General features: G+C 70.2%; 20 protein-coding genes. 9 read left to right on the top strand and 11 right to left on the bottom strand.

Features of this window, described 5'->3' with window-relative positions; translation table 11 throughout:
• Nucleotide 1: 1 nt before the first annotated feature.
• From ACEQZY_RS06555 to ACEQZY_RS06565, 3 genes are read right to left on the bottom strand one after another with little or no spacing between them, the layout of a single operon-like run.
• Nucleotides 2-715, bottom strand: a complete 714-nt coding sequence (locus tag ACEQZY_RS06555) for a Phenylacetic acid catabolic protein (RefSeq protein ID WP_341703977.1) — start codon at nucleotides 713-715, stop codon at nucleotides 2-4.
• A gap of 10 nt (nucleotides 716-725) precedes the next feature.
• Nucleotides 726-1,646 (bottom strand): SDR family NAD(P)-dependent oxidoreductase, encoded by a 921-nt coding sequence (locus ACEQZY_RS06560; protein ID WP_370153160.1) that lies wholly within the window; start codon nucleotides 1,644-1,646, stop codon nucleotides 726-728.
• On the bottom strand, nucleotides 1,643-2,674 hold the full coding sequence (locus ACEQZY_RS06565) for a 2Fe-2S iron-sulfur cluster-binding protein (protein WP_370153162.1): 1,032 nt from the start codon (nucleotides 2,672-2,674) through the stop codon (nucleotides 1,643-1,645). Before ACEQZY_RS06565 ends, ACEQZY_RS06560 begins: the two co-directional genes overlap by 4 nt.
• A gap of 332 nt (nucleotides 2,675-3,006) precedes the next feature.
• Here ACEQZY_RS06565 and ACEQZY_RS06570 point away from each other — a divergent pair, with 332 nt between their 5' ends.
• On the top strand, nucleotides 3,007-3,558 hold the full coding sequence (locus tag ACEQZY_RS06570) for a MarR family transcriptional regulator (RefSeq protein ID WP_341703980.1): 552 nt from the start codon (nucleotides 3,007-3,009) through the stop codon (nucleotides 3,556-3,558).
• A 20-nt stretch (nucleotides 3,559-3,578) separates the two neighbouring features.
• Here ACEQZY_RS06570 and ACEQZY_RS06575 read toward each other — a convergent pair whose 3' ends face one another.
• Entirely contained in the window at nucleotides 3,579-4,175 is a 597-nt protein-coding gene (locus ACEQZY_RS06575; RefSeq protein ID WP_341703981.1) for a helix-turn-helix domain-containing protein, read from the bottom strand.
• 113 nt (nucleotides 4,176-4,288) lie between these two features.
• Here ACEQZY_RS06575 and ACEQZY_RS06580 point away from each other — a divergent pair, with 113 nt between their 5' ends.
• Complete coding sequence (locus ACEQZY_RS06580) at nucleotides 4,289-5,086, top strand: MBL fold metallo-hydrolase (protein ID WP_370153165.1); 798 nt, start codon at nucleotides 4,289-4,291, stop codon at nucleotides 5,084-5,086.
• 64 nt (nucleotides 5,087-5,150) lie between these two features.
• Here the strand turns inward: ACEQZY_RS06580 and ACEQZY_RS06585 are convergent, their stop codons facing one another.
• Entirely contained in the window at nucleotides 5,151-5,852 is a 702-nt protein-coding gene (locus tag ACEQZY_RS06585; protein ID WP_341703983.1) for a response regulator transcription factor, read from the bottom strand.
• 290 nt (nucleotides 5,853-6,142) lie between these two features.
• On the opposite strand from ACEQZY_RS06585, the gene ACEQZY_RS06590 reads away from it, so the two are divergent.
• On the top strand, nucleotides 6,143-6,574 hold the full coding sequence (locus ACEQZY_RS06590) for a hypothetical protein (protein ID WP_341703984.1): 432 nt from the start codon (nucleotides 6,143-6,145) through the stop codon (nucleotides 6,572-6,574).
• 10 nt (nucleotides 6,575-6,584) lie between these two features.
• Here the strand turns inward: ACEQZY_RS06590 and ACEQZY_RS06595 are convergent, their stop codons facing one another.
• Entirely contained in the window at nucleotides 6,585-7,229 is a 645-nt protein-coding gene (locus ACEQZY_RS06595) for a PAS domain-containing protein (RefSeq protein WP_341703985.1), read from the bottom strand.
• A complete protein-coding gene (locus ACEQZY_RS06600) occupies nucleotides 7,226-7,807 on the bottom strand; it encodes a PAS domain-containing protein (protein ID WP_370153167.1) in 582 nt (193 codons plus the stop codon). Before ACEQZY_RS06600 ends, ACEQZY_RS06595 begins: the two co-directional genes overlap by 4 nt.
• Before the next feature lie 236 nt (nucleotides 7,808-8,043).
• Between ACEQZY_RS06600 and ACEQZY_RS06605 the strand changes: the two genes are divergently transcribed.
• Genes ACEQZY_RS06605 through ACEQZY_RS06615 form a run of 3 tightly spaced genes read left to right on the top strand, consistent with a single transcriptional unit; the run spans nucleotide 8,044 to nucleotide 11,330 of the window.
• Entirely contained in the window at nucleotides 8,044-10,521 is a 2,478-nt protein-coding gene (locus ACEQZY_RS06605) for a heavy metal translocating P-type ATPase (protein WP_370153169.1), read from the top strand.
• 16 nt (nucleotides 10,522-10,537) lie between these two features.
• The gene (gene cueR, locus ACEQZY_RS06610; protein ID WP_341703989.1) at nucleotides 10,538-10,972 is read left to right on the top strand and encodes a Cu(I)-responsive transcriptional regulator; all 435 of its coding nucleotides are present in this window, start codon (nucleotides 10,538-10,540) and stop codon (nucleotides 10,970-10,972) included.
• Between the two features lie 31 nt (nucleotides 10,973-11,003).
• The gene (locus ACEQZY_RS06615) at nucleotides 11,004-11,330 is read left to right on the top strand and encodes a (2Fe-2S) ferredoxin domain-containing protein (RefSeq protein WP_341703990.1); all 327 of its coding nucleotides are present in this window, start codon (nucleotides 11,004-11,006) and stop codon (nucleotides 11,328-11,330) included.
• Between the two features lie 21 nt (nucleotides 11,331-11,351).
• On the opposite strand, the gene ACEQZY_RS06620 is transcribed toward ACEQZY_RS06615, so the two are convergent.
• Both ACEQZY_RS06620 and ACEQZY_RS06625 read right to left on the bottom strand, forming a co-directional pair.
• Nucleotides 11,352-12,410 carry a hypothetical protein gene (locus ACEQZY_RS06620; RefSeq protein ID WP_370153171.1) on the bottom strand — a complete coding sequence of 353 codons (1,059 nt, stop codon included), beginning with the start codon at nucleotides 12,408-12,410 and terminating at the stop codon, nucleotides 11,352-11,354.
• 47 nt (nucleotides 12,411-12,457) lie between these two features.
• Nucleotides 12,458-12,958: a TIGR00645 family protein gene (locus ACEQZY_RS06625; RefSeq protein WP_341705506.1), complete on the bottom strand. Its 501-nt coding sequence runs from the start codon at nucleotides 12,956-12,958 to the stop codon at nucleotides 12,458-12,460.
• Nucleotides 12,959-13,224: 266 nt separating this feature from the next.
• On the opposite strand from ACEQZY_RS06625, the gene ACEQZY_RS06630 reads away from it, so the two are divergent.
• The 3 genes from ACEQZY_RS06630 (at nucleotide 13,225) to ACEQZY_RS06640 (ending at nucleotide 17,599) form a co-directional block, all read left to right on the top strand.
• Nucleotides 13,225-14,817 (top strand): MDR family MFS transporter, encoded by a 1,593-nt coding sequence (locus tag ACEQZY_RS06630; protein WP_341705505.1) that lies wholly within the window; start codon nucleotides 13,225-13,227, stop codon nucleotides 14,815-14,817.
• Between the two features lie 105 nt (nucleotides 14,818-14,922).
• Nucleotides 14,923-16,206 (top strand): glycoside hydrolase family 2 TIM barrel-domain containing protein, encoded by a 1,284-nt coding sequence (locus ACEQZY_RS06635; protein ID WP_341705504.1) that lies wholly within the window; start codon nucleotides 14,923-14,925, stop codon nucleotides 16,204-16,206.
• 85 nt (nucleotides 16,207-16,291) lie between these two features.
• On the top strand, nucleotides 16,292-17,599 hold the full coding sequence (locus ACEQZY_RS06640) for an MFS transporter (protein ID WP_370153174.1): 1,308 nt from the start codon (nucleotides 16,292-16,294) through the stop codon (nucleotides 17,597-17,599).
• A 48-nt stretch (nucleotides 17,600-17,647) separates the two neighbouring features.
• Here ACEQZY_RS06640 and ACEQZY_RS06645 read toward each other — a convergent pair whose 3' ends face one another.
• Both ACEQZY_RS06645 and ACEQZY_RS06650 read right to left on the bottom strand, forming a co-directional pair.
• Nucleotides 17,648-18,109: a chemotaxis protein CheW gene (locus ACEQZY_RS06645; protein ID WP_370153176.1), complete on the bottom strand. Its 462-nt coding sequence runs from the start codon at nucleotides 18,107-18,109 to the stop codon at nucleotides 17,648-17,650.
• A gap of 12 nt (nucleotides 18,110-18,121) precedes the next feature.
• Entirely contained in the window at nucleotides 18,122-20,611 is a 2,490-nt protein-coding gene (locus tag ACEQZY_RS06650; protein WP_370153178.1) for a methyl-accepting chemotaxis protein, read from the bottom strand.
• Nucleotides 20,612-21,054: the final 443 nt, after the last annotated feature.

Here is a 21,054-nt window from a genome sequence, read left to right on the forward strand (position 1 = left end):
CTTACGCCGCCGCCTTGTATTCCGGCAGCTTCAGCCCGAGCTCACCCTCGACGACTTCCTTCGCCTTGGTCAGGTAGTCGGCCAGCATGTCCTCGTTGCTGCGCGCCTTGATGCCCCATTTGCGGTAGATCTCGTTGTTCTTCGAGCGCGGCCGGCCGAAGAAGGACGGCAGATAGGGGAAATAGCGGTTGATGGCATCCTGCACGTCATGCCGGCCCTGTTCGGTCTGGCACAGCTCCTTGCAGAAATCCTTGCCGAACTGCACATGGAACCGCTCTTCCGGCATGGTCATGCGGGCGAGGTTGCGCAGGGGCAGGAAGGAGCAGTGGGCGAGATCTTCCACCTGCAGGATCTCGGCCAAGTCGGCGATGGCCTTGATGGCGCAGAACTCGGCCCAGGTCTTGAGCGGGAATTCGAAGATCGACAGCGGCTTCTTGTCGCCGCCGGGCACCATCTTCTCGGCCGGGATGCCCATCTCGACGCCGAGATCGCGGAAGCGCACGTGATGGCCGTATTCCTCCATGGCCACGCGGCAGGTCAGCCACTTGGCGTAAGGGTGCGGCGCGAAGGCGATGGCCGGCTCGTCGAACACGCGGGCGCCATACAGCTCGTTGACCGCATGGCTGATGACGATCTTTTCCAGCGCGGTGCGGAATTCCTCCGGCTGGTCCTTCAGCTCGGCGGCAGTCTTCACGGTGGGGGCGGTGCTGCTCATCTGTGTCTCCTCAGACGACGGGTTCGGTGTTGAAGGCTTCGAGGTCGGTCTTCATGTCGGTGTAATGCGGCGCGAGATCGCTGGCGGCCGCCGCGGCCAGAGACGCGATATCCCAGTCGCGGCCCGCACTGGCGATGCGCGCCGCCGGGCGCGGCTGGCCGAACAGGAAGACTTCGCGGCCGCGCACCCCGAACAGCTGGCCGGTGACCGTCGCGCCGGCATCGGAAGCCAGCCAGCCGACCACGGTGGCGACATGTGTAGGGCTCACGCGCAACGCGCGTTCCTTGTAAGCCGCCTGCTCGTCATTGGCCGGGCGGATGCTGTCGGTCACCCGCGTTGCCGCAAACGGCGCGATGGCGTTGCAGGTGACGCCGGCGCGGGCCATGTCCATGGCGATCACCCGGGTCAGGCCGACCAGCCCGGCCTTGGCCGCCGCATAGGCCGACTGGCCGAAATTGCCGTAGAGGCCGGCCGACGAGGTGATGTTGACGATGCGGCCGTAGCTGCGCCCCGCTTTCTGCTGCTCGCGCATATGCGGCGTGGCGGCGCTGGCGAGATAGAAGGCCGCGAACAGGTTGGTGCGCAGCACGGCCTCGAAATTCGCCGCATCGCCCTTGAAGATGAAGGCATCGCGCAGGATCGCCGCGTTGCTGACCACGATGTCGATGGCGCCGTGTTTTTTCACGGCGAGGTCGACGGCCGCTGCTGCCGCGCCGGGGCTGGCGATGCTGTCGGCGAAGGCCGTGCCGCCGATCTCCCTGGCGGCGGCTTCGGCCACGGCAGGATCGGCGCCGATGCCGTCGATGCCGGTGCCGTTATCGGCGATCACGACCTTCGCGCCGCGCGATGCGAGGTCTTTCGCAATCGCCAGGCCGATGCCGCGGCCGCCGCCGGAAACCAGCGCCACGCGGTCCTGAAGCTCTTTGCTCATGCGGCACCCCTGGTCAGCGCAGCCTTGTCGGCCTCGGTATAGAAGGCATCGGCATGGCAGCATTCGCGTGCCAGCCCGGCGGCGGTCAGCGCCGTCATGCAGGTTTCCACCATCACCGGCGGCCCGCACAGATAGGCGCGCGCCCCGTCGAGATCGGCATGGTCGGCCTTCACGGCGTCGGCGAGGAAGCCGGTGCGGCGTGCCGTCTCGCCCGAGGGCTGCGACAGCACCGGCGTGAAGGTGAAATTTCCATGCTGCTTTTCCAGCGCACGGAAATGGTCTTCCAGATAGAGGTCGCGCTCGTCGCGGACGCCGAAATAGAAATGGATCGGCTGTTTCATGCCGAGCGCCAGCGCGCGTTCGACGATGGCTTTCACCGGTGCGAGGCCGGAGCCGCCGGCCAGCGCGATGATCGGCCCGGTATGATGCTCGCGCAGGAAGGAAATGCCGCGCGGGCCCTCGACGGTGGCGCGGTCGCCGGGCTTCAGGCCCTCCAGCACGAAGGGGCTGACCCTGCCGCCGGGCACCAGGCGGATATGGAATTCGAGGCTGTCGCTGCCGGGCCGGCTGGCCATCGAATAGTCGCGGGCCGGCTGGCCGGCGAAGCTGACGGCGGCATACTGCCCGGCCGAGAAGTCGAACGGACCGCCGGCCTCGATGGCGAGGCGGATGCGGCGGATGTCGTGGGTCATCGCATCATTGGCGGTCACGCGGCAGTCGAGCTTGCGCTGCGGATGCGCGGCGATCTCGCCCTCCTCCAGCCAGGCCACCTCGCAGTCGCCCAGCGGCTGGGCGCGGCAGGCGAGGATCAGGCCGGCCGCACGCTCCTCGTCGGTCAGGGCGAATTCGGAATAGGGCAGCAGCTCGACATCGCCGCGGATCAGCAGCGACTTGCAGGCGCCGCAATTGCCCGAGGCGCAGCTGGCCGGGTATTCATGGCCGGAAAACTGGGCCGCCAGCAGGATGGTGTCGCCATCCTCGACAAGGACCGGTTCGGGCAGCTGGCGGACGGTGACGCTGTGGGCCAAGGCTGCGTTCTCCTCCCAAAGACTGCAGACCGGGGAAAATATAGTGCCGGATACTAGGCAGGGAATTGTGGCCTGTCAAATTGTTAGCATGACAAACAATCAGGGGATTTGCCGATTGCGACGGGATCGGCTATCAATCCTCTGTCCGTCGGCGGATGGCTGCGATGCGGCTGGCGGAACAAGAAAAAACGCCCGGTCGGGGGGACGAACCGGGCGTTTCGCGCACATGGAATGCGCCATGGTGGCCCGGAAGGGGGGGATCTTTCGGGCGGCGCAGCGACGGATGCCGCTGCGACTAAAGTCGATATGGGTTGACCGGACAGGATTGCCAAGTGGCCGATGCGAACATTTCCGTGAAGACCGCTGCGGCGCCGGAAAAGCCCGGTACCCGGCGGAAAAGGCCGGCTGCGGATGATGCCGCCGCCCCGCCCCGGCGCGACGATCTCGGCGTGCTGCCGGGCCTGCTCGGCTACAATCTGCGCCGCACCCAGGAGGCGGTGTTCGGCGCCTTCATGGACATGGTGACGGCCAAGATCGAGAGCGCCGGCCTGACCCCGGGCCAGTTCGGCGTGCTGGCCATCGTGCAGGCCAATGCCGGGCTGAAGCAGATCGAACTGGGTGCCGCGCTCGGTGTCGACCGTTCCACCATCGTCGCCGCCGTCGACAAGCTGGAAAGGCGCGGTCTGGTCGAGCGCCGGCCGGTCGCCAATGACCGCCGCGCCCACGCCCTGACCCTGACCGCCGAGGGCCAGCGGGTCTACCGCAAGGCGCTGACCCTGATCGAGCGCCACGAGGCGAAGATCGCCGGCGAACTCAGCCCGTCGGAACGCGCCACCCTGCTCGACCTGCTCGGCCGGGTGCAGCGGGCCGCCGCCCGTCCCTGAACGGGCCGGCCCAACCGGCGCTATTTCTTCGCGGTTTCCGGCGGCCGCAGGCCGGCCAGCCAGCCCAGCACCAGATCCGCCATCTCGCCGTCATCCAGCCCCTGGGCATCCAGCGAGGCCCAGCTGGAGAACTGCACGGCATGCAGCAGGGTGGCGCGCGCCGCCGGCCCGGAATCGGGCCCGCTCGCCAGCCGCGCGGCGAAATCCGCCAGCCAGGCCGCGGTCTGCGCCATCGTCGCCTGCAGGGAAGGCAGCAGGTCGAGGTCGCGGTAGCAGCCCGTCCACATCCGCCGCGTGGCGCGGAAATAGGTATACAGCGCCGTCAGCGCCGTCAGCAGCCGCTCGTCATGGCCGGGAATGCCGGCAAAGGCGGCCGGATCGGGCAGCGGATGCCCGGCCAGCCAGTGGGCCGAGCAGGCGGCGAACAGGGCCGCGTCGTCGTCGAAATGCCGGTAGACGGTCAGGCGCTGCACCCCCGCCCGCTCGGCGATGGCACTGATCGTGGTGCGGGCCGGGCCCAGCTCCTCATGCAGTTCGGCCGCGGCGGCCACGATGCGGGCATGGGTGTCGTCGCGGTTTTCCGCGCGTTTCGTCTGGGTGTAACTGCGCCTGGCCATATTCGATGAACATAGATGTTTATTTATTGCTTGACAAGGGCCGGCAGCCTTCGTACATCGCCGCCACGTGAACAATTATGTTCACTGAAATTGACGATACGGAAGGAACCCCCATGTCCGCACCCCCCGACACCCCCCGCATGCTGGCGCCGCAGGCGCTGGGCCAGGACTATTTCTGCCTGCCGGCCTGGCTGCCGGTGCCCGGCCATGGCCTGCTCTGCGCCAATGCGCATCTGGTCCGCGGCGCCGAGCCGATGCTGGTCGATACCGGGGTGGCGGCGCTGGGCGATGATTTCATGGCGGCGCTGGAGGCCTGCATCGACCCGGCCGACCTGCGCTGGATCTGGCTCAGCCACACCGATGCCGACCATGCCGGCAACCTGGTCCGGGTGCTGGATGCGGCGCCGCGCGCAACGGTGCTGACCGGCTTCCTCGGCCTGGCCAAGATGGAACTGCAGGGCCTGCCGCTCGACCGCGTGCAGCTGCTGGACCCGGATGCCGCCTTCGTGCTGCCGGACCGCGAGCTGGTGCCCGTGCGGCCGCCCTATTACGACGCGCCGGAAAGCACCGGCTTCTTCGACACCAAGACCCGCAGCCTGTTCTGCGTCGATGCCTTCGGGGCCCTGCTGCCGCAGCCCGAGGAGACGGCGGCCGCCATCGCGCCGGCCACGCTCGAGGCCGGCCTTGCCGCCTGGTCGGCGCTCGACGCACCCTGGCTGGCCATGGCCGACCGCGATGCCCTGGCCCAGGCGCTGCAGGCGATCATGCGGCTGGACCCGCGGCTGATGATTTCGGGGCATCTGCCGCCGGCCTTCGGCATGGCGGGCGAACTCGCCGGCCTGGTGCGGCATGTCTATGGCGGCAAGCCGGCGGCGCCGGGCAGCGACCTGCTGGCGCGGCTGGCCGCCTGACCACCAGAAAGCCGCCTGACCACCAGAAAACAGGGATACCGGAAGAAGCGGCGGCCGGGCGGCCTCAGCCGGCCGCCGCCGGCTCGGCATCGATCAGCCGGTAACCCAGCCGCGGCTCGGTCAGCAGGATTTCCGGTGCGTCCGGGTCCTTCTCCAGCTTGCAGCGCACCTTGCGCGCCAGCACGCGCAGGGCCTGGCGCTGTTCGGGATTGTCGGCGCCCCAGAGTTCCTGCACCAGCGTCTTGGTGCCGACCGGCTGGCCGCAGCGCTGGGCCAGCATGCGCACGAAGCGGGCCTCCATCGGCGACAGCCGCACCGGCCGCTCGCCGCGCCGGGTTTCGCCGGTGACGGTGTCGATCTCGAAGGGCCCCACCTGCACGCTGTCCGGCTGGCTGTTGCCCGCATGGCGGCGCAGGGCTGCCCGCACGCGGGCCAGCAATTCGCCGGGCTCGAAAGGCTTGGTGACATAGTCATCCGCGCCCAGATCGAGGGCGCGGATCTTGGCGTCGGTCTCGTCCAGGCCGGACAGCACGATCACCGGCACCTGCGATGTGCCGCGCAGGGTTTCCAGCACCTCGAAGCCGCTGATGCCGGGCAGGCCGAGATCGAGCAGGATGAGGCCGGCGCCATCGGCCTGCTGCAGGCCGTCTTCGCCGCTGGGGGCTTCCAGAATGCCGTAGCCGGCCGCCGTCAGCGCGGCGCCCAGCGCCATGCGGACCGGCTTGGAATCTTCCACGACCAGGATGGTGACAGAGCCACTGCTCATCTCGGACCCCCGCGCCTGTGGCCGGCCTCTTCGGATACCTGCATCTTCGGATACCTGTGGCCGCGTTATTCTGCGTAAATGCTATTCAACCAAGAACCTTACCATTTGATAACTTGTTTTTTGGCCGCGCGCAAAGTGTAGCTGGAGGGCCCTGTTCCTCGTCTCGCGTGTGATCCGCGCCGGAGCAGGGCAGACCCGCCAACCAGCCCCGAGGCCAAGTCCCATGTCCGCTGCCGGATTGTCGCGCATCCGCACCGTTTCCGCCGCTGCCGGATCCCGGGCGGCCTGAGATGAGCCGCACCGGTCCGCGCCAGGTTCTCGTGATCGTGCATCCGGACGATCCGCTGGTTTTCGATGCCGCACGGATTGCCTGCATCGATGGCTTTGCGGGGACGCTGGCGGTGCTGCTGTTCGGCACCCGGCGGCCCGGCCAGAAAGTGCAGCAGGGATTGCAGGCACCGATTGCGTCGCTGGCCGCGCGCGGCCTGCGCATCGCCACCGTCTCGAATGCCGGCTTCGGCAACCAGCGCGGCCTGCCGCTGCCCATCGACGCCGCCTTCGCGGTGCTGCGCACCGTGCCGCTGCTGCCCGACGACCGGCTGCTGCTGACCGGCATGCGCAGCGGCGAGCAGCCGGGCAGCGTGCATCTGCTGACCGAGGCCTTTGCGGCCCTGCATTTCGACGTGAAGGCAGAAACGGGGCCTGCCGGGCTCGCCGCCTGAAGCGCGGCCGCTAGAGGGCAGCCGGAATGCCGGCGCCGATATCAATGAAATGCAGCGTCAGGCCGCGGATGCCGGTCACGCTGTCAGTCCGGCCCCAGACCGGCGCCGGCAGGCGGCTGACCACACCCAGAATCTGCACCGGTTCGCCTTCGCGGTCGGGCAGCATCGGCAGGCCGAAGAATTCGAGATCGCGCTGCCGGCCCGACGCCCAGCTGATGCTGACATATTGCAGGGCGCCGCAGGGCTGCTGGGCCACGCGCCACAGCAATTCGCCGCGGCGCTGCTGCCGTTCCAGCGCCACCATCTTCACATAGCTGCGGCCGGTCAGGCGCTGGCCGTACTGTTCCTCGATCTCGGTGCCAGCCAGCCGGAACACCGCATGGTCGGGCGCATGCACGTCGATCACCACCAGGCGCGGCATCAGCCGGCTGATCGCCACCAGGTCCATGGCGCTGCGCCGCGGCAGCAATGCCGTGCCGCGCCACTCCTTCCAGGCCTCGAACAGGTGCCGGCTGTCGGTGGCGAGTCCGTCCAGCGGTGACGGCTCCGGCCGCGCCGCCGCATCCGGCCGGCGCAGGATCGGGATGCTGCTGCCGTCGCGTGCGGCCAGCAGCTCGCGGATCAGGTTGCGGTCCGTGCGATCCGGCGGGGTCATTGCATCTCGCCAACCGGCCGGCCGATGGCGGCCACGCCCGGCGGCAGCCCGGCGCCGATATTGATGAAGTGCAGGCCGTCGCCTTCGGCATAGGAGGCCCGCTCGACGATGCTGCTGTCGCCGCTGCCGGTCAGCGGCGTGGCGCAGGCCACCACCAGCGACGCCATGTCGCCGTCATCGGCCAGCATCGGGGCGGAAACCAGCTCGACCGGCATCTCGCCGCCCTGCTCGAAACTGAGCCAGTAATAGATGACGGCGGCGCAGGGCTGCGCCACCTCGGTCAGCAGCAGGTCGGCGCGGCGCCGGCGGTTTTCCGGCGCGGTCAGGTCGAGATAGTTGGTGCCGGCCAGTTCGGCGCCCAGCAATTCGCGGATCGTGTTGCCGGCAAAGCGGATCGGCATGTCGTCATGGCCGCGGATCTGCAGCAGCAGGCAATGCCCCAGCAGGTCGCCGAGCGCCGCGGTGTCGAGCCGGTGTCGCCGGGGCAGCAGCGCGCCATCCCGCCAGCCGTCCCACAGGGCCAGGAACCGGCGGCTGGAAATGGTGAGCGGAACCGGCAGGGAGGCCAGGAAATCCATGTTGCGGACCCTAACAGAAATTTCTCGTTTGGCGATGGAAGGTTTCCGCCGGAGCAGGCGCGAATTGCTAAAATTCCGGTAACCATCAAACTCTTGCGCGAATAGCGGCCCTGCGCCCATGCCACAGGGCGAGGCCGCTCCGGCGGTGGTTGCCCATGATGGCCCTTGACCTTCCCATGATGGGAAGCCTTATCTGAGGGGGCAGGCAATCCCGCCACCCAGCGAAAGCCCCTGCCATGACCGCCCATACGCCGCTTTCACCGCCAGTTTCACTCCCAGCCGCCATCGACCTGGCGGTCACGGGCATGAGCTGTGCCTCCTGCGCCGGCCGGGTCGAGAAGGCCCTGCGCGCCGTGCCCGGGGTTGCCGAAGCCAGTGTCAACCTGGCCGGCGAAACCGCCCATGTCGCCTACGTGCCGGGCGCGGCGGCCGATGCCGCCGCGCTGGTCGCCGCGGTGCGCAGGGCCGGCTACGAGGTGCCGCAGCAGCAGGTCCGCCTGCAGATCGAAGGCATGAGCTGTGCCTCCTGCGCCGGCCGGATCGAGAAGGCCCTGCTGGCCGTGCCCGGCGTGACTGCGGCCAGCGTCAACCTGGCCGGCGAGACGGCGGAGGCGACGCTGCCCCGGGGCAGCGATGCCGCCGCCCTGGTCGCCGCCGTGGAGAAGGCGGGGTATCACGCCCGCCCTTTTGACGATCGCATCGCGGCCGCCACCGACGAGACGCCGGATACCGATCCGCGGGCGGTGGCCGCGATGCGCGAACGCAACCTCGCCCTGCTGACGCTGGCGCTCAGCCTGCCGCTGATGGCCGGCATGGGTTTCGAACTGGCCGGCCGGCACGACCTGATGTTGCCGGGCTGGGTGCAGTTCGCCATCGCCACGCCGGTGCAGTTCCTGCTTGGCTGGCGCTTCTACCGCGCCGGCTGGAGCGCGCTGAAGGCGGGAACCGGCAATATGGACCTGCTGGTGGCGCTGGGCACCTCGGCGGCCTGGGGCCTCAGCACCTGGATGCTGCTGGCGGCGCCGGCCGGCGCCATGCCGCATCTGTATTTCGAGGGTTCGGCGGCGATCATCGCCTTCGTGCGCATCGGCAAATGGCTGGAGGCGCGGGCCAAGGGCCAGACCGTCGCGGCGATGCGCGCCCTGATGAAGCTGCGGCCCGCCACCGCGCGCATCCGCCGCGATGACGGCCGCGAGGAAGAGGTGCCGACCGCGGCCCTGCAGCCCGGCATGCGGCTGGTGGTGCGGGCCGGCGAGGCCTTCGCCGCCGATGGCGAGATCACCGAAGGGCATGGCAGCATCGATGAGGCGATGCTGACCGGCGAAAGTCTGCCGGTCGACCGCGGTGCCGGTGCCGCCGTGCATGCCGGCACCATCAACCGCGACGGCATGATCGTCGCCCGCGTCACCGCCACCGGCGCCGAGACGGCGCTGGGCCGCATCGTGCGGCTGGTGGAAAGCGCGCAGGCCAGCAAGCCGCCGATCCAGAAGCTGGTCGACCGCATCAGCGCGGTCTTCGTGCCGGCGGTGGTGGCGGTTGCCATCGCCACCTTCCTTGCGGCGTTCCTCGTCGCCGGCCTGGATGCCGAAACGGCGCTGGTGCATGCCATCGCCGTGCTGGTGATCGCCTGTCCCTGCGCGCTCGGCCTCGCCACGCCGGCAGCTTTGATGGTCGGCACCGGCATGGCGGCGCGGCATGGCATCCTGATCAAGGATGCCGGTGCCCTGGAACAGGCGCGGCATCTGCAGCTGGTGGCCTTCGACAAGACCGGCACCCTGACGGAGGGGCGGCCGCAGGTCACCGACATCATCGCGGCCGATGGCGGCGACGGCGATGCCCTGCTGGCCGATGCCGCGTCGCTGCAGGCCGGCTCGCAGCATCCGCTGGCGGAAGCCGTGCGGCGCAGGGCCGGCGATACCGGCCGGCTTCAGGCGGTCGCGGATTTCCGTGACCATGCCGGCCGCGGCATCACGGGCAGGCTCACCGGCAGGCTTGCCGGACGGCCCGGCGACCGCATGCTCGCCTTCGGCAATGCCCGGCTGATGCAGGAACAGGGCATCGACACCGCCGCCCTGCAGGCGCGCGCGCAGCAGCTGGCGCAGGCCGGCCGCACGGTATCGTGGCTGGCGCAGACCGCGCCGGAAAAAAAGCTGCTCGGCCTGGTCGGCTTCGGCGACGAACCCAAGCCGACGGCGGCGGCGGCAATCACCCGGCTGCGGGACATGGGCATCGCCACCGCCATGCTGTCGGGCGACAGCCGCGGCGCCGCCGCGACTGTGGGGCGCCGGCTCGGCATCGATCGCGTCGAGGCGGAAGTGCTGCCGCAGGACAAGGCGCGCCTGATTGCCAGCCTGCGCAGGGAGGCCGCCGGCCCGGTCGCCATGGTCGGCGACGGCGTGAATGACGCGCCGGCACTGGCGGCGGCCGATGTCGGCATCGCCATGGGCAGCGGTACGGATGTGGCCATGCACACCGCCGGCATCACGCTGATGCGCGGCGATCCGGCGCTGGTGGCCGACGCCATCGCCATCGCGCGGGCCACCGATGCGAAGATCCGCCAGAACCTGTTCTGGGCCTTCGCCTACAATCTGGTCGGCATTCCGCTGGCCGCCTTCGGGCTGCTCAATCCGATGATTGCCGGCGCGGCGATGGCGCTCAGCTCGGTATCGGTTCTGGCCAATGCGCTGCTGCTGAAACGCTGGCGGCCACAATGACGGGAGACTGCAGGAGATGAATATCGGCGAGGCAAGTGCGGCATCCGGCGTCAGTGCCAAGATGATCCGCTATTACGAAAGCGTCGGCCTGATGCCGGAAGCCGGCCGCAGCGCCGGCGGCTACCGCGTCTATTCCGGCACCGACGTGCATATGCTGCGATTCATCCGCCGTGCCCGCGATCTCGGCTTCGCGCTGGACGATATCCGCCTGCTGCTGGGCCTGTGGCGCGACCGCAGCCGGCCTTCGGCGGCGGTGAAGGACATTGCCCTGCGCCATATCGGCGAACTGACCACAAAGATCGCCGAACTGCAGGCGATGAAGCGCAGCCTGCAGCATCTGGCCGAGGCCTGTCACGGCGATCACCGGCCGGACTGCCCGATCCTCGACGATCTCGCCCATGACGCGCCGGCCGCGGCAGGGGTTGCGCCGGCGCCGGCCTGCCATACATAAGACGGGCCCCGTCCCGCCTGCCGAGTGTCCGATGTCCAAACATGATCTGCCGCCGCTGCATCCCGTCGATCCCGACTGGTCGACCGGGCTGGTGCTGGTCTGCTCCGAATGCGAGGGCGGCCGCGGTGCCGATCTGGCCGATGCCGTGAAGCAGGCGATGAAGGCTGCCGGCCACAGGAAGGATGTGCGGGTGGCACGCGTGCGCTGCCTCGGCATCTGTCCGAAACGCGGCATCGCCGTCACCGTCACCGCGCCGGACCGGGCCGCCTGCAGCTTCGTCGCCGCGCCGAAGGACAGGGCGGCGGTGGCCGATGCCCTGCGCGGGCTGCTGCTGCCCGGCGCCGACCCGTCTCAGTAAGTCCGTCTCAGCAGGCCCGCCTCAGTAAGTGATGCGGTAGAGCCGCACGCCGCGCGGCGGCAGCCGGTCGCGCAGCAGGCCGCGCGCAGGATCGGTCTCCGGCGGTTCCGGATCGTCATCCTGCCAGCGTTCGACGCGCGACACTGCGCGGCCGAAGCCGATGCGGATATCGACGGCGTCGTCGCCGGGATTGACCGCGAGCAGCAGGCGGCGCGGATCTGCGTCGCCATCCCAGGGTTTCAGCAGCAGGCGCAGGGCCGGTGCCGCACCGGCGGCCGCTGCCGGGATGCCGGCGGTGTAGGCCTGCGGATCGTCGGGCCGCAGCAGCATCGGCGCCAGCCGCGCGATCTGCCGGTTCAGCTGCGCGACCGCATCCCACAGGCGGCGCGACGCGGCGACATCGGCCGGGGTGGCGCGGTAGGGCTGGCGGCCGCTGGCCGGATCGGTGCGGATGCCGTAATCCAGCGATGGCGCCGCGGCGATGCCGAGCAGGCCGGCATTGCGGGCCACGTAATTGTCTTCCCCCTGCCAGACCAGGCCGCCGGCGCCGGCCGCCAGCGCGCCGAAGGCCAGCAGCCGCGCGGTCTGCGGGTCGGGCATGGCGATGCCGCCGGCCGGATCAGCATGGGCGCGCAGCAGGGCCCAGACCGGCCGCTCCGGCGCGGCGCGCACGGCGGCGGCCAGCCGGCCGAGATCGGCCGGCGCGGCCACCGGCACCAGCAGGGCGGCCCGCGAATCCAGCAGCAGCGGGTCGCCCTCGGCGGCCGCGGCATCGTCGCTCAGCACCAGCAGCCGCGAGCCTTCCGCGGCGGCGCGCACGGCCGCCTGCGGCTGGCCCGGATCGGCGATCACGCTGTTGAAGCCGGCATCATAGGCATCGCGGAAGCCGTGGCGCACGCCGGCGCGGTAATCGACCAGCGCGCCGGCCAGCGCCAGCGGCAGCACCGACCGCGCGGGATCGAGGCGGTCCAGCAGCCCGCCGCCGCGCGCCGGATGCGGCACCGCCTGCGGATGCGGGCGCTGCACGGCTGCCGGCAGCGGTGCGAAGCCGTCGAAGCGGCCGGCGCAGCCGGCCAGCACGGCGCCGGCCAGCAGCAGAGGCAGCAGGACGGCGGCGCGGCGCAGGATCAGTCCTTTCCGGCGCTTTCGCTCAGCCGGTCCATCAGCGCCAGCAGCACGCCCGACACCACGAAGGTCATGTGGATGCCGACCAGCCAGGCCAGCCGCTCGCTGTCCATATGCTCGATATTCATGAAGGCGCGCAGCAGCTGGATCGCCGAGATGGCGACGATGCTGGCCACCAGCTTCAGCTTCATGCCGGAATAGTCGATCTTGCCCATCCAGGACGGCCGGTCCTTGTGGTCGCCGACATCCAGCTTGGAGACGAAATTCTCGTAGCCGGAAAAGATCACCAGCAGCAGCAGGTTGCCGGCCAGCGACAGGTCGATCAGGGCGAGGATCACCAGCACGAGGTCGCTCTCGCTCATGCTGAAGACCAGCGGCACGGCGTGAACCAGCTCCTGGACGAATTTCACCAGCAGCAGCAGCAGCGCCACGGCGAGGCCCAGATAGAAAGGCGCCATCACCCAGCGGCTGGCGAAAATCGTGCGTTCGATCAGGCGTTCCATGTCAGGCGTTCCATGGGTGGAATATGCGGGTCCGGGGCGGCGGCCAAGCTAGCCGATGCCGGCCCGGCCAGCCAGTGCCGCCCGGCGCAGCCGGCATGACCGGCCGGCAGCGGGTCCGTGACCATTCTGCGGGCGGCGGCTGCCCATCCCTGCAATGTGGTCATGGCTGCCATGTGCGGGCGGGGCCGGGCCGCTATCTCCTTGCCGCTGCTCAGTATGAGGACTAGTAACAGAAGCAGTCAGTCCGCCGCCCCTCCCGGATCGAGATGTCCGACCAGCCTGCCGTCCCCGTCCCGCCTGCCGCCCCTGCCGTTCCGCCGCCGGCCTTCAGCCATCGCGAGAAGATCGTCGTCCTGGTCGGCCTGATGCTCGGCATGTTCCTTGCCGCGCTGGAACAGACCATCATCGCCACCGCGCTGCCGCGCATCGCCGCCGATCTCGGCGGTGCCGAGCATCTGTCGTGGATCGTCTCGTCCTATCTGCTGACCTCGACCGCGGTCACCCCGATCTACGGCAAGCTGTCCGATCTCTACGGCCGCAAGATCATGCTGCAGACCGCCATCGGCGTCTTCCTGCTGACCTCGCTGCTTTGCGGCTTCGCGGACTCGATGGGCCAGCTGATCGCCTTCCGCGCCCTGCAGGGCCTGGGCGGCGGCGGCTTGCTGGCCATGGCCCATGCCACCATCGCCGACATCATCAGCCCGCGCGAGCGCGGCCGCTACCAGGGCTATATCGCCAGCGTCTTCGCCGCGGCCAGCGTGACCGGCCCGGTGCTGGGCGGCCTGTTCGCCGAGCATCTCGGCTGGCCGTGGATCTTCTGGATCAACCTGCCGATCGGGCTGGCGGCGCTGGCCGTGTCGCAGAAGGCGCTGGCGCGGCTGCGGCCGCGGCGGCTGCGCCATCGCATCGACTATATGGGCGCGGTGCTGATCGTCGCCGCGGTCACCTGCATCCTGCTGGTCACCACCATGGGCGGCAACGAACTGGCCTGGACCTCGCCGGCGATTGCGGGCCTTGCCGCCGCCGCCGCCGCCCTGCTGATCCTCAGCATCCTGCAGGAGCGCCGCGCGCCCGAGCCGATCCTGCCGCCGCGGCTGTTCCGCAACCGCACCTATGTCGTCGTCATCGTCATCAACCTGCTGGTGGCGCTGGTGATGATCGGCGGCCTGATCTTCCTGCCGCTGTTCCTGCAGATGGTCTACGGGCTGACATCCGGCGATGCCGGGCTGATGCTGATCCCGCTCAGCGGCTTCACCGTCGCCGGCGCGATCACCGCGGGCCGTCTGGTGTCGCGCACCGGCCGCTACAAGATCTTTCCGCTGATCGGCTTCAGCCTGGCGGCGACGGCCCTGCTGCTGCTGTCCACGGTGACGGCGGCGACGCCCCTGTGGCTGACCGGCCTGTTCATGGCGGTGAACGGCTACGGCATCGGCCTAGTCATGCCGGTGATGCTGGTCGCCGTGCAGAATGCGGTCGAGCCGCGCGACATGGGGGTCGGCACCGCCTCGGTCAGCTTCTTCCGCACCATGGGCGGCAGTTTCGGCGTCGCCCTGTTCGGGGCCGTGCTGATCGCCCGGCTCGACCACCGCTTCGCCGGCCTGCCGGGTGGCACGGGCCTTGCCGAGGCCCTGGGCGGATCGCCCGGCGCCGCCCTGCTGCATGCCGGCCATGGCGCGCTCGACAGCCTGCCATCCGCCCTGCATCCGGCGGCGGCGGCGGCCATTGGCGGCGCCTTCCACGAGCTGTTCTGGCTCGGCGCGGCGATTGCCGTCGTCGCGCTGGCGGTGGTGGCGCAGCTGCGCGAGATTCCGCTGCGCGAAACCGCGGCAGCGGCGGAACCGGCACCCGGCGACGACTAGCGGCGGCCGCGACAGTCTGCCGCTGCAGCCCTCCCCATGGATTTTACCGCGACCGGCCGGTCCGGTCCTTGCTTTGCCGGCGGCTTCGCGGCATGAGTCACGGCCATGCCGAAATCCCGCTCCGCGCTCTCCGTCCTGCTTGCCGCCCTGCTGGCGGCGGTGCCGCTGTTTTCCGGTGCCGCCGGCGCCGCCGAGGTGCGGGTGCAGGGCCGCCAGATCATGGTCGACGGCAAGATCTTCACGCCGCAGGGCGCCGCCGGCCAGAGTCGGCTGATGCTGCTGCGCGGCCTGGGTGCCAATACCGTGCGCACCTATGGCGACGAGACCGGCTATGTGCTCGACGAGGCGCAGAAGGCCGGCCTCAAGGTGATCGCCGGCTTCTGGCTGGAACATCCGCGCCGCGGCTTCGACTACGGCGATCTCGCCCAGGTCGGCCCGCAGCTGGAAAAGCTGAAGGCCTTCGTCGAGCGCTATCGCGACCATCCGGCCCTGCTGATGTGGGGCCTGGGCAACGAGGTGGAAGCCGACCTTGCCGCCGACAGCCCGGCCTATGCCGCGGTGTGGCCGGCGCTGGAGGATGCGGCAAGGCTGGTGCGCCGGCTCGATCCGCAGCATCCGGTGATGGCGGTGATCGCCGAACTGGGCAGGGACAAGATCGCCCGCCTGCGCCGGCACGCGCCGAGCATCCAGGTGCTCGGGGTCAATTCCTACGGCGACGCGCTGCCCGGCCTGGCCGACCGCGTGCACGGCCAGGGCTGGAACGGCCCGCTGGTGGTCAGCGAGATGGGCCCGCTCGGGCAATGGGCGGCGCCGCGCACGCCCTGGGGGGCCGCCATCGAGCCGAGCAGCACCGAGAAGGCGGCCCTGCTGCAGCGCTACCTGACGGCGCTGGGGCAGCCGCATGTGCAGGGGCGGATCGTCTTCTACTGGGGCCAGAAGCAGGAGGTGACGCCAACCTGGCACAGCCTGCTGCTGCAGGGCGGCGAATGGCTGCAGGCGGCCGAGGTGATGGCCGCCGCCTTCGGCGGCGCCACCCCGGTCAACAGCGCCACCACGCATCCCAACCGCGCGCCGCGCATCGCGCTGCTGCGTTTCCCGCTCGGCGACGACTGGCCCCGGGGCGAGACGCGCCGCGCCGAGATCGCGGTCAGCGATCCCGACAACGACCCGCTCGGCGTGGTGTGGACGGTGATGGCGGAAAGCACCGACCTGAAAACCTCCGGCGATGCCGAAAGCGTGCCGCCGAGCTTTCCGCAGGCCCTGCGCGAGCCGGGCCCGAAAGGCGTTGCCATCTCGGGCCTCGAACCCGGCCATTACCGCCTGTTCGTCACCGTGCGCGACGGCAAGGGCGCGGCCGCCACCGGCAACCTGCCCTTCCGGGTGAAGTGACGCCGCCCTGATTTGCCGCCGGCCGCCGCCGGCCTACATTGCGGCGGTGCCCTCCTCCGTTCCGCCATCCGCCGCCGCGCCTCCCGTGCTGCGGCCGCTGTCCCGCCCGACCCTTGCCGCCTATGCCGCGCCGGCGCTGCCCGGCGCCATGCTGCTGCTGCCGCTCTATGTGCATCTGCCGGCACTCTATGCCGGGCTGCCGGGCCTGAGCCTGGCGCTGGTCGGCAGCCTGTTATTCGCGGCGCGGCTGTGGGATGTGGCGACCGATCCGCTGGCCGGCCTGCTGTCGGACCGCTGGCCGACGCGGTTCGGGCGGCGGCGGCCCTGGCTGCTGGCCGGCCTGCCGCTGGCGATGCTGGCGGCCTGGATGCTGTTCCGCCCCGGTGACGCGGCCGGCGGCTGGTATCTGCTGGGCTGGACCATGCTGCTCTATCTGGGCGCCAGCCTGATCCAGATTCCCTATTACGCCTGGGGCGCCGAACTCAGCGGCGATTACGACCAGCGCACCCGCATCAGCGGCTGGCGCGAGGCCGCCGCCGTGCTCGGCACGGTGACGGCCGCGGCACTGCCGGCCGCCTTCGGCGCCGATACCCGGGCCGGCGTGGCGGCGCTCGGCCTTGTCATCGTGCTGCTGCTGCCGGCCGGCGTGCTGCTGGCGGTCTGGCGGGTGCCGGACGGCACCGCCGCCGCGCCGCCGCGGCCCGGTGCGGCGGCCCTGCGCGGCCTGTGGCGCAACGGACCGTTCCGCCGGCTGCTGCTGGCCTGGCTGGTCAACGGCATCGCCAACGGCCTGCCGGCCGGGCTGGTGCTGCTCTATGTCGGCCATGTGATGGCGGCGCCGGATCTCGCCGGGCTGGTGCTGCTGCTGTATTTCGGCGCCGGCATCGCCGCCGTGCCGCTGTGGCTGCGGCTGGCGCGGCGCTACGGCAAGCACCGGGTCTGGTGCGGCGCCATGCTGTGGAACTGCGCGGTCTTCGTCTTCGTGCCGCTGCTCGGCGCCGGCGACGCGCCGCTGTTCCTGGTCATCTCCGTGCTGACCGGCCTCTGCCTCGGCGCCGATCTCGCATTGCCGCCGGCGATGCAGGCCGACGTGATCGACCTCGATGCGGCGCGGCAGCGGCAGGACCGCGCCGGGCTGTTCTTCGCGCTGTGGGGCATGGCGACCAAGCTGGCGCTGGCCGCCGCCATCGGCATCGCCTTCCCGCTGCTCGACCTGGCCGGCTTCAGCCCTGCGGGCGGCAACGGGCCGGGCGCGCTGTTCGTGCTGGCGGCGCTGTATGCCTGGCTGCCGGTGGCCGGCAAGCTGGTTGCGGTGGCGCTGGTCTGGCGCTGGCCGATCACCCGCGCCCGCCAGCAGCGGCTGCGCCGGCTGGCCGCGCGCCGCCGGCCATAAAAAAGGCGGGCATCGCTGCCCGCCCGGATTTGCCGTCTGTGCCGCCGGTCAGGCGGCGCTGTCCAGCAGCAGCGGATCGACCTGGCGGCCGGCGACCAGCCGGTCGAGATCCAGCAGCGAGACCATGCGCTCCTCGCGCGCCACCAGGGCGGTCAGGAAGGCATCGTCCTCGGCCATGCCGGTCGGCGGCACCGGCTGCAATTCGCCGTCGTTCAGTGCCAGGATGTCCGAGACGCTGTCGACCAGCAGGCCGAAGAAGCCGGCCGCCGCCTCGACCACGATCACCACATGGGTGGCGGTCGGCGGCGTGGCGGCTGCGCCGAGGCGGATGCGCAGGTCGAAGATCGGCACCACCTGGCCACGCAGGTTGATGATGCCGCGTACGCCGGCCGGCGCGTTGGGCAGCGGCGTTTCCGCCGTCCAGCCGCGGATCTCGCGCACCGCCAGGATGGCGATGCCGTAATCCTGGCCGGCAATGGCGAAGGTGAGGTATTCGCGGGTCTCGCTCATCGGCCGGTCTCCTCAGAATTCCTGCCAGTCGGCATCGCTGTCGGCCGCCAGTGCGGTATTGCCGGCCACGGCGGGCGCCGCCTTGGCGACGGACCGTGCGGCCGGCCTTGCCGCCGGGCGGGCGGCGGCCATGGCGGTGGTCGCGGCGGTGGGGCGCGGCTGCATTTTTACCGGCGCCTTCACCACCTTCGGCGCCGCGGCCGCTGCAGTATCGCCGGTATTGAAGAAGGCGACCAGCGCGGCCAGCTCGCCGGCCTGGCCGGACAGCGCCTGGGCCGAGGCCGAGGTCTCCTCCACCAGCGCGCCGTTGCGCTGGGTGGTTTCGTCCATGCTGCCCACGGCGGTGTTGATCTGGTCGAGGCCGGTGGCCTGCTCGCGGCTGGCCGCGGCAATTTCGGCGACGATGTCGGCCACCTTCTTCACCGCGCCGACGATGTCCTCGAGGCTGCTGCCGGTGCGGCCGACCAGGTCGGCGCCGGTTTTCACCTGGGCATTCGATTCCGCGATCAGCGCCTTGATGTCCTTGCTGGCATTGGCCGAACGCTGCGCGAGGGCGCGCACTTCCTGGGCGACGACGGCAAAGCCCTTGCCGGCTTCGCCCGCACGCGCGGCTTCCACCGAGGCATTCAGCGCCAGCAGGTTGGTCTGGAAGGCGATCTCGTCGATCAGCGAGACGATGTCGCTGATCTTGCGGGCGCTCTCCTCGATGCGGTTGACCGCGGACACCGCTTCCGACACCACGCTGCCGCCCTTCTCGGCGGTGTCGCGGGCGACACTGGCGAGCTGGTTGGCGGCCTGGGCGTTGTCGGCATTCTGCTTCACCGTGGTGGTGATCTCGTGCATCGACGCGGCGGTTTCCTCGATCGAGGCAGCCTGGGATTCCGTGCGGCTGGCCAGATCCTGGCTGCCGGCCGAGATTTCGCCGGCGGCCTCGTTGACGGCTGCCGCGCTGCCGCGCAGGCGGCTGGCGAAATCGCGCAGGCGGTCGGTGGTGTCGCGGGCGGCATCGGCCAGGGTGGCAAAGCCGCCGCGATAGCTGCCGGTGGTGCTGCGGGTCAGGTCGCCGGCAGCGAGGCCGCCCAGCACATGGGCGAGGTCGGCCATCATCGCCTGCATGGTGTCGGCCAGGCCGTTCAGCTGCTGCGACAGGTCGCGGAACACGCCGTCCTTGCCGGCGAGGTCGATGCGGCGGGCGAATTCGCCGTCGCCCATGGCGCCGCAGAAATCGGCGATCTCGCGGCTGATCGCCGCCTCGCGCTCGCGCTGCTCGGCCATGCGCCGGGACTCGGTCTCGGCCTGGGCACGCTGCGTCGCCTCGAGGGCGGCCTTCTCTTCCGCATTGCGCTGGAAGATGCCCAGCGCCTTGGCCATGTCGCCGATCTCGTCCCTGCGGCCGGCATAGCCGATCTCGGCCTGCTCGCCATTGGCGATGCGGGTCATGGTGCCGGTCATCGCGCCCAGCGGCGAGATCACCCGGCGCAGGAAGAACACGATGCCGCCGGCCAGCAGCAGCACGGCGATGGCGGCGACGACGGACTGCACGATCATGGTGCGGGTGCGGGTGGCGATCATCTGGTCGGCCGCCGACAGGGCATCGGCAATGGCGGCGTCGCGCATATGGCCGGCGGTATACAGCAGCGGATTCTGCTGGGTGCGGAAATCGGCGACATCCCTAAACGGATAGGTCTCGGCTTTCTCGCTGGCGGCGAAGATGCTCTCCATGATCCGCTGCAGGTCGCCGTAGAAGGCCTTGCGGGTCAGCTCGGCCTTATCCTTCAGGTCGGCCGAGGCGTCGATCATGCCCATCGACATGACGATGCGGGCCCAGATCGCGTCGACCTTGCCGCTCTGTTCGGCGATGAAGACGCGGGTGGCCGGCGGGATCGGCTTGCCGGCGGCGATGATGTTGACGAAGGTGGTGCCGCGGATGCTGGCTTCGGCGCGCATGTCGGCGGCCAGGCGGGCCAGCACCATCGCGTTGGCGACGTCACTGTCGGAATGGCTGATCGCGGCATCGATGGCGTTCAGCACCGGGGCCAGCCTGGTGACCATGTCGGCCAGCGCCGGCACATAGCCCTTCATCACATCGGCGGGACGATCGGCCAGCGGTTTGGCAATGGCATCCTCGACCTTCCTGCGCCATTCCTGCAGGCCGGTCTGCACCGAGCGGATGGCGGTGGTGTTGATGGCCGGATGGCCGGAGGCCTCGGCATTGGCCAAAGCGGCAGCGATGGTGGTGTCGGTCACCTTGCGCGGCTTGGCGAGGAACTCGTCGTCGGCGCGCATGGTGGCGTCGTTGCGCAGGGCCGCGTTATAGGCGCCGCGCTCGATGCCGATCAGTTCGAGCAGGCGCAGCACCTCGCCCTGGGTGGCGGCGAGGCCGCGGGCGGCAACGGTGCTCTGGCGTTCCTGGTGGGCCTCGTTGATCACGGTGGCGAGGGCGCCCAGCAGGAGAACGCCGATCACCAGGATGAGAAGCAGGAAACTGCTGCGGATGCGCATGGTCACATTCCTTCATGGGCGGCCGGGGCCCGTGCGGGGCCGGCCGGGGGCTGGCAGACCGCCGGCCTTCCGGCGCGGCGGCAACAAAGGCAGTCGCTCGGCCGGCACAAGCCGGCCGCACCTCCGGTCAGGGAGGGATACGGAATCCGAGGAAGGAGCCTGCCGGCTGGCATGCCGCTGGTATCTCTCGCGCATGCCGCAGGGTCCGGTTGCCTTTCCCATGCCCACGGGAAAGTGCCGCCCGGTCGTGATCGGCCGGAGGCGGAGGAGTTATGGCGAAGCCCGGCGGCCGGCAGTACTGCCAAAACCGCACACCCGGTATGTGCGTGCTGCAACGCGGAATGCACACCGATAAGCTGTGCCGGATCAGATATCAGGCACCAGATTTGGTGTGAATCCGCGATTCTCCGGGCACCGGCAAAGGACCGCGATTGGTCCATGCT

The organism is Ferrovibrio sp. (genome assembly GCF_964218355.1).
Lineage (GTDB): Bacteria > Pseudomonadota > Alphaproteobacteria > Ferrovibrionales > Ferrovibrionaceae > Ferrovibrio.

Coding starts and splice junctions, on each gene's coding strand:
- ACEQZY_RS06555 (WP_341703977.1), bottom strand. CDS start 715: ATGAGCAGCACCGCCCCCACCGTGAAGACTGCCGCCGAGCTGAAGGAC.
- ACEQZY_RS06560 (WP_370153160.1), bottom strand. CDS start 1,646: ATGAGCAAAGAGCTTCAGGACCGCGTGGCGCTGGTTTCCGGCGGCGGC.
- ACEQZY_RS06575 (WP_341703981.1), bottom strand. CDS start 4,175: ATGGCCAGGCGCAGTTACACCCAGACGAAACGCGCGGAAAACCGCGAC.
- ACEQZY_RS06580 (WP_370153165.1), top strand. CDS start 4,289: ATGTCCGCACCCCCCGACACCCCCCGCATGCTGGCGCCGCAGGCGCTG.
- ACEQZY_RS06585 (WP_341703983.1), bottom strand. CDS start 5,852: ATGAGCAGTGGCTCTGTCACCATCCTGGTCGTGGAAGATTCCAAGCCG.
- ACEQZY_RS06590 (WP_341703984.1), top strand. CDS start 6,143: ATGAGCCGCACCGGTCCGCGCCAGGTTCTCGTGATCGTGCATCCGGAC.
- ACEQZY_RS06595 (WP_341703985.1), bottom strand. CDS start 7,229: ATGACCCCGCCGGATCGCACGGACCGCAACCTGATCCGCGAGCTGCTG.
- ACEQZY_RS06600 (WP_370153167.1), bottom strand. CDS start 7,807: ATGGATTTCCTGGCCTCCCTGCCGGTTCCGCTCACCATTTCCAGCCGC.
- ACEQZY_RS06605 (WP_370153169.1), top strand. CDS start 8,044: ATGACCGCCCATACGCCGCTTTCACCGCCAGTTTCACTCCCAGCCGCC.
- cueR (WP_341703989.1), top strand. CDS start 10,538: ATGAATATCGGCGAGGCAAGTGCGGCATCCGGCGTCAGTGCCAAGATG.
- ACEQZY_RS06615 (WP_341703990.1), top strand. CDS start 11,004: ATGTCCAAACATGATCTGCCGCCGCTGCATCCCGTCGATCCCGACTGG.
- ACEQZY_RS06625 (WP_341705506.1), bottom strand. CDS start 12,958: ATGGAACGCCTGATCGAACGCACGATTTTCGCCAGCCGCTGGGTGATG.
- ACEQZY_RS06630 (WP_341705505.1), top strand. CDS start 13,225: ATGTCCGACCAGCCTGCCGTCCCCGTCCCGCCTGCCGCCCCTGCCGTT.
- ACEQZY_RS06635 (WP_341705504.1), top strand. CDS start 14,923: ATGCCGAAATCCCGCTCCGCGCTCTCCGTCCTGCTTGCCGCCCTGCTG.
- ACEQZY_RS06645 (WP_370153176.1), bottom strand. CDS start 18,109: ATGAGCGAGACCCGCGAATACCTCACCTTCGCCATTGCCGGCCAGGAT.
- ACEQZY_RS06650 (WP_370153178.1), bottom strand. CDS start 20,611: ATGCGCATCCGCAGCAGTTTCCTGCTTCTCATCCTGGTGATCGGCGTT.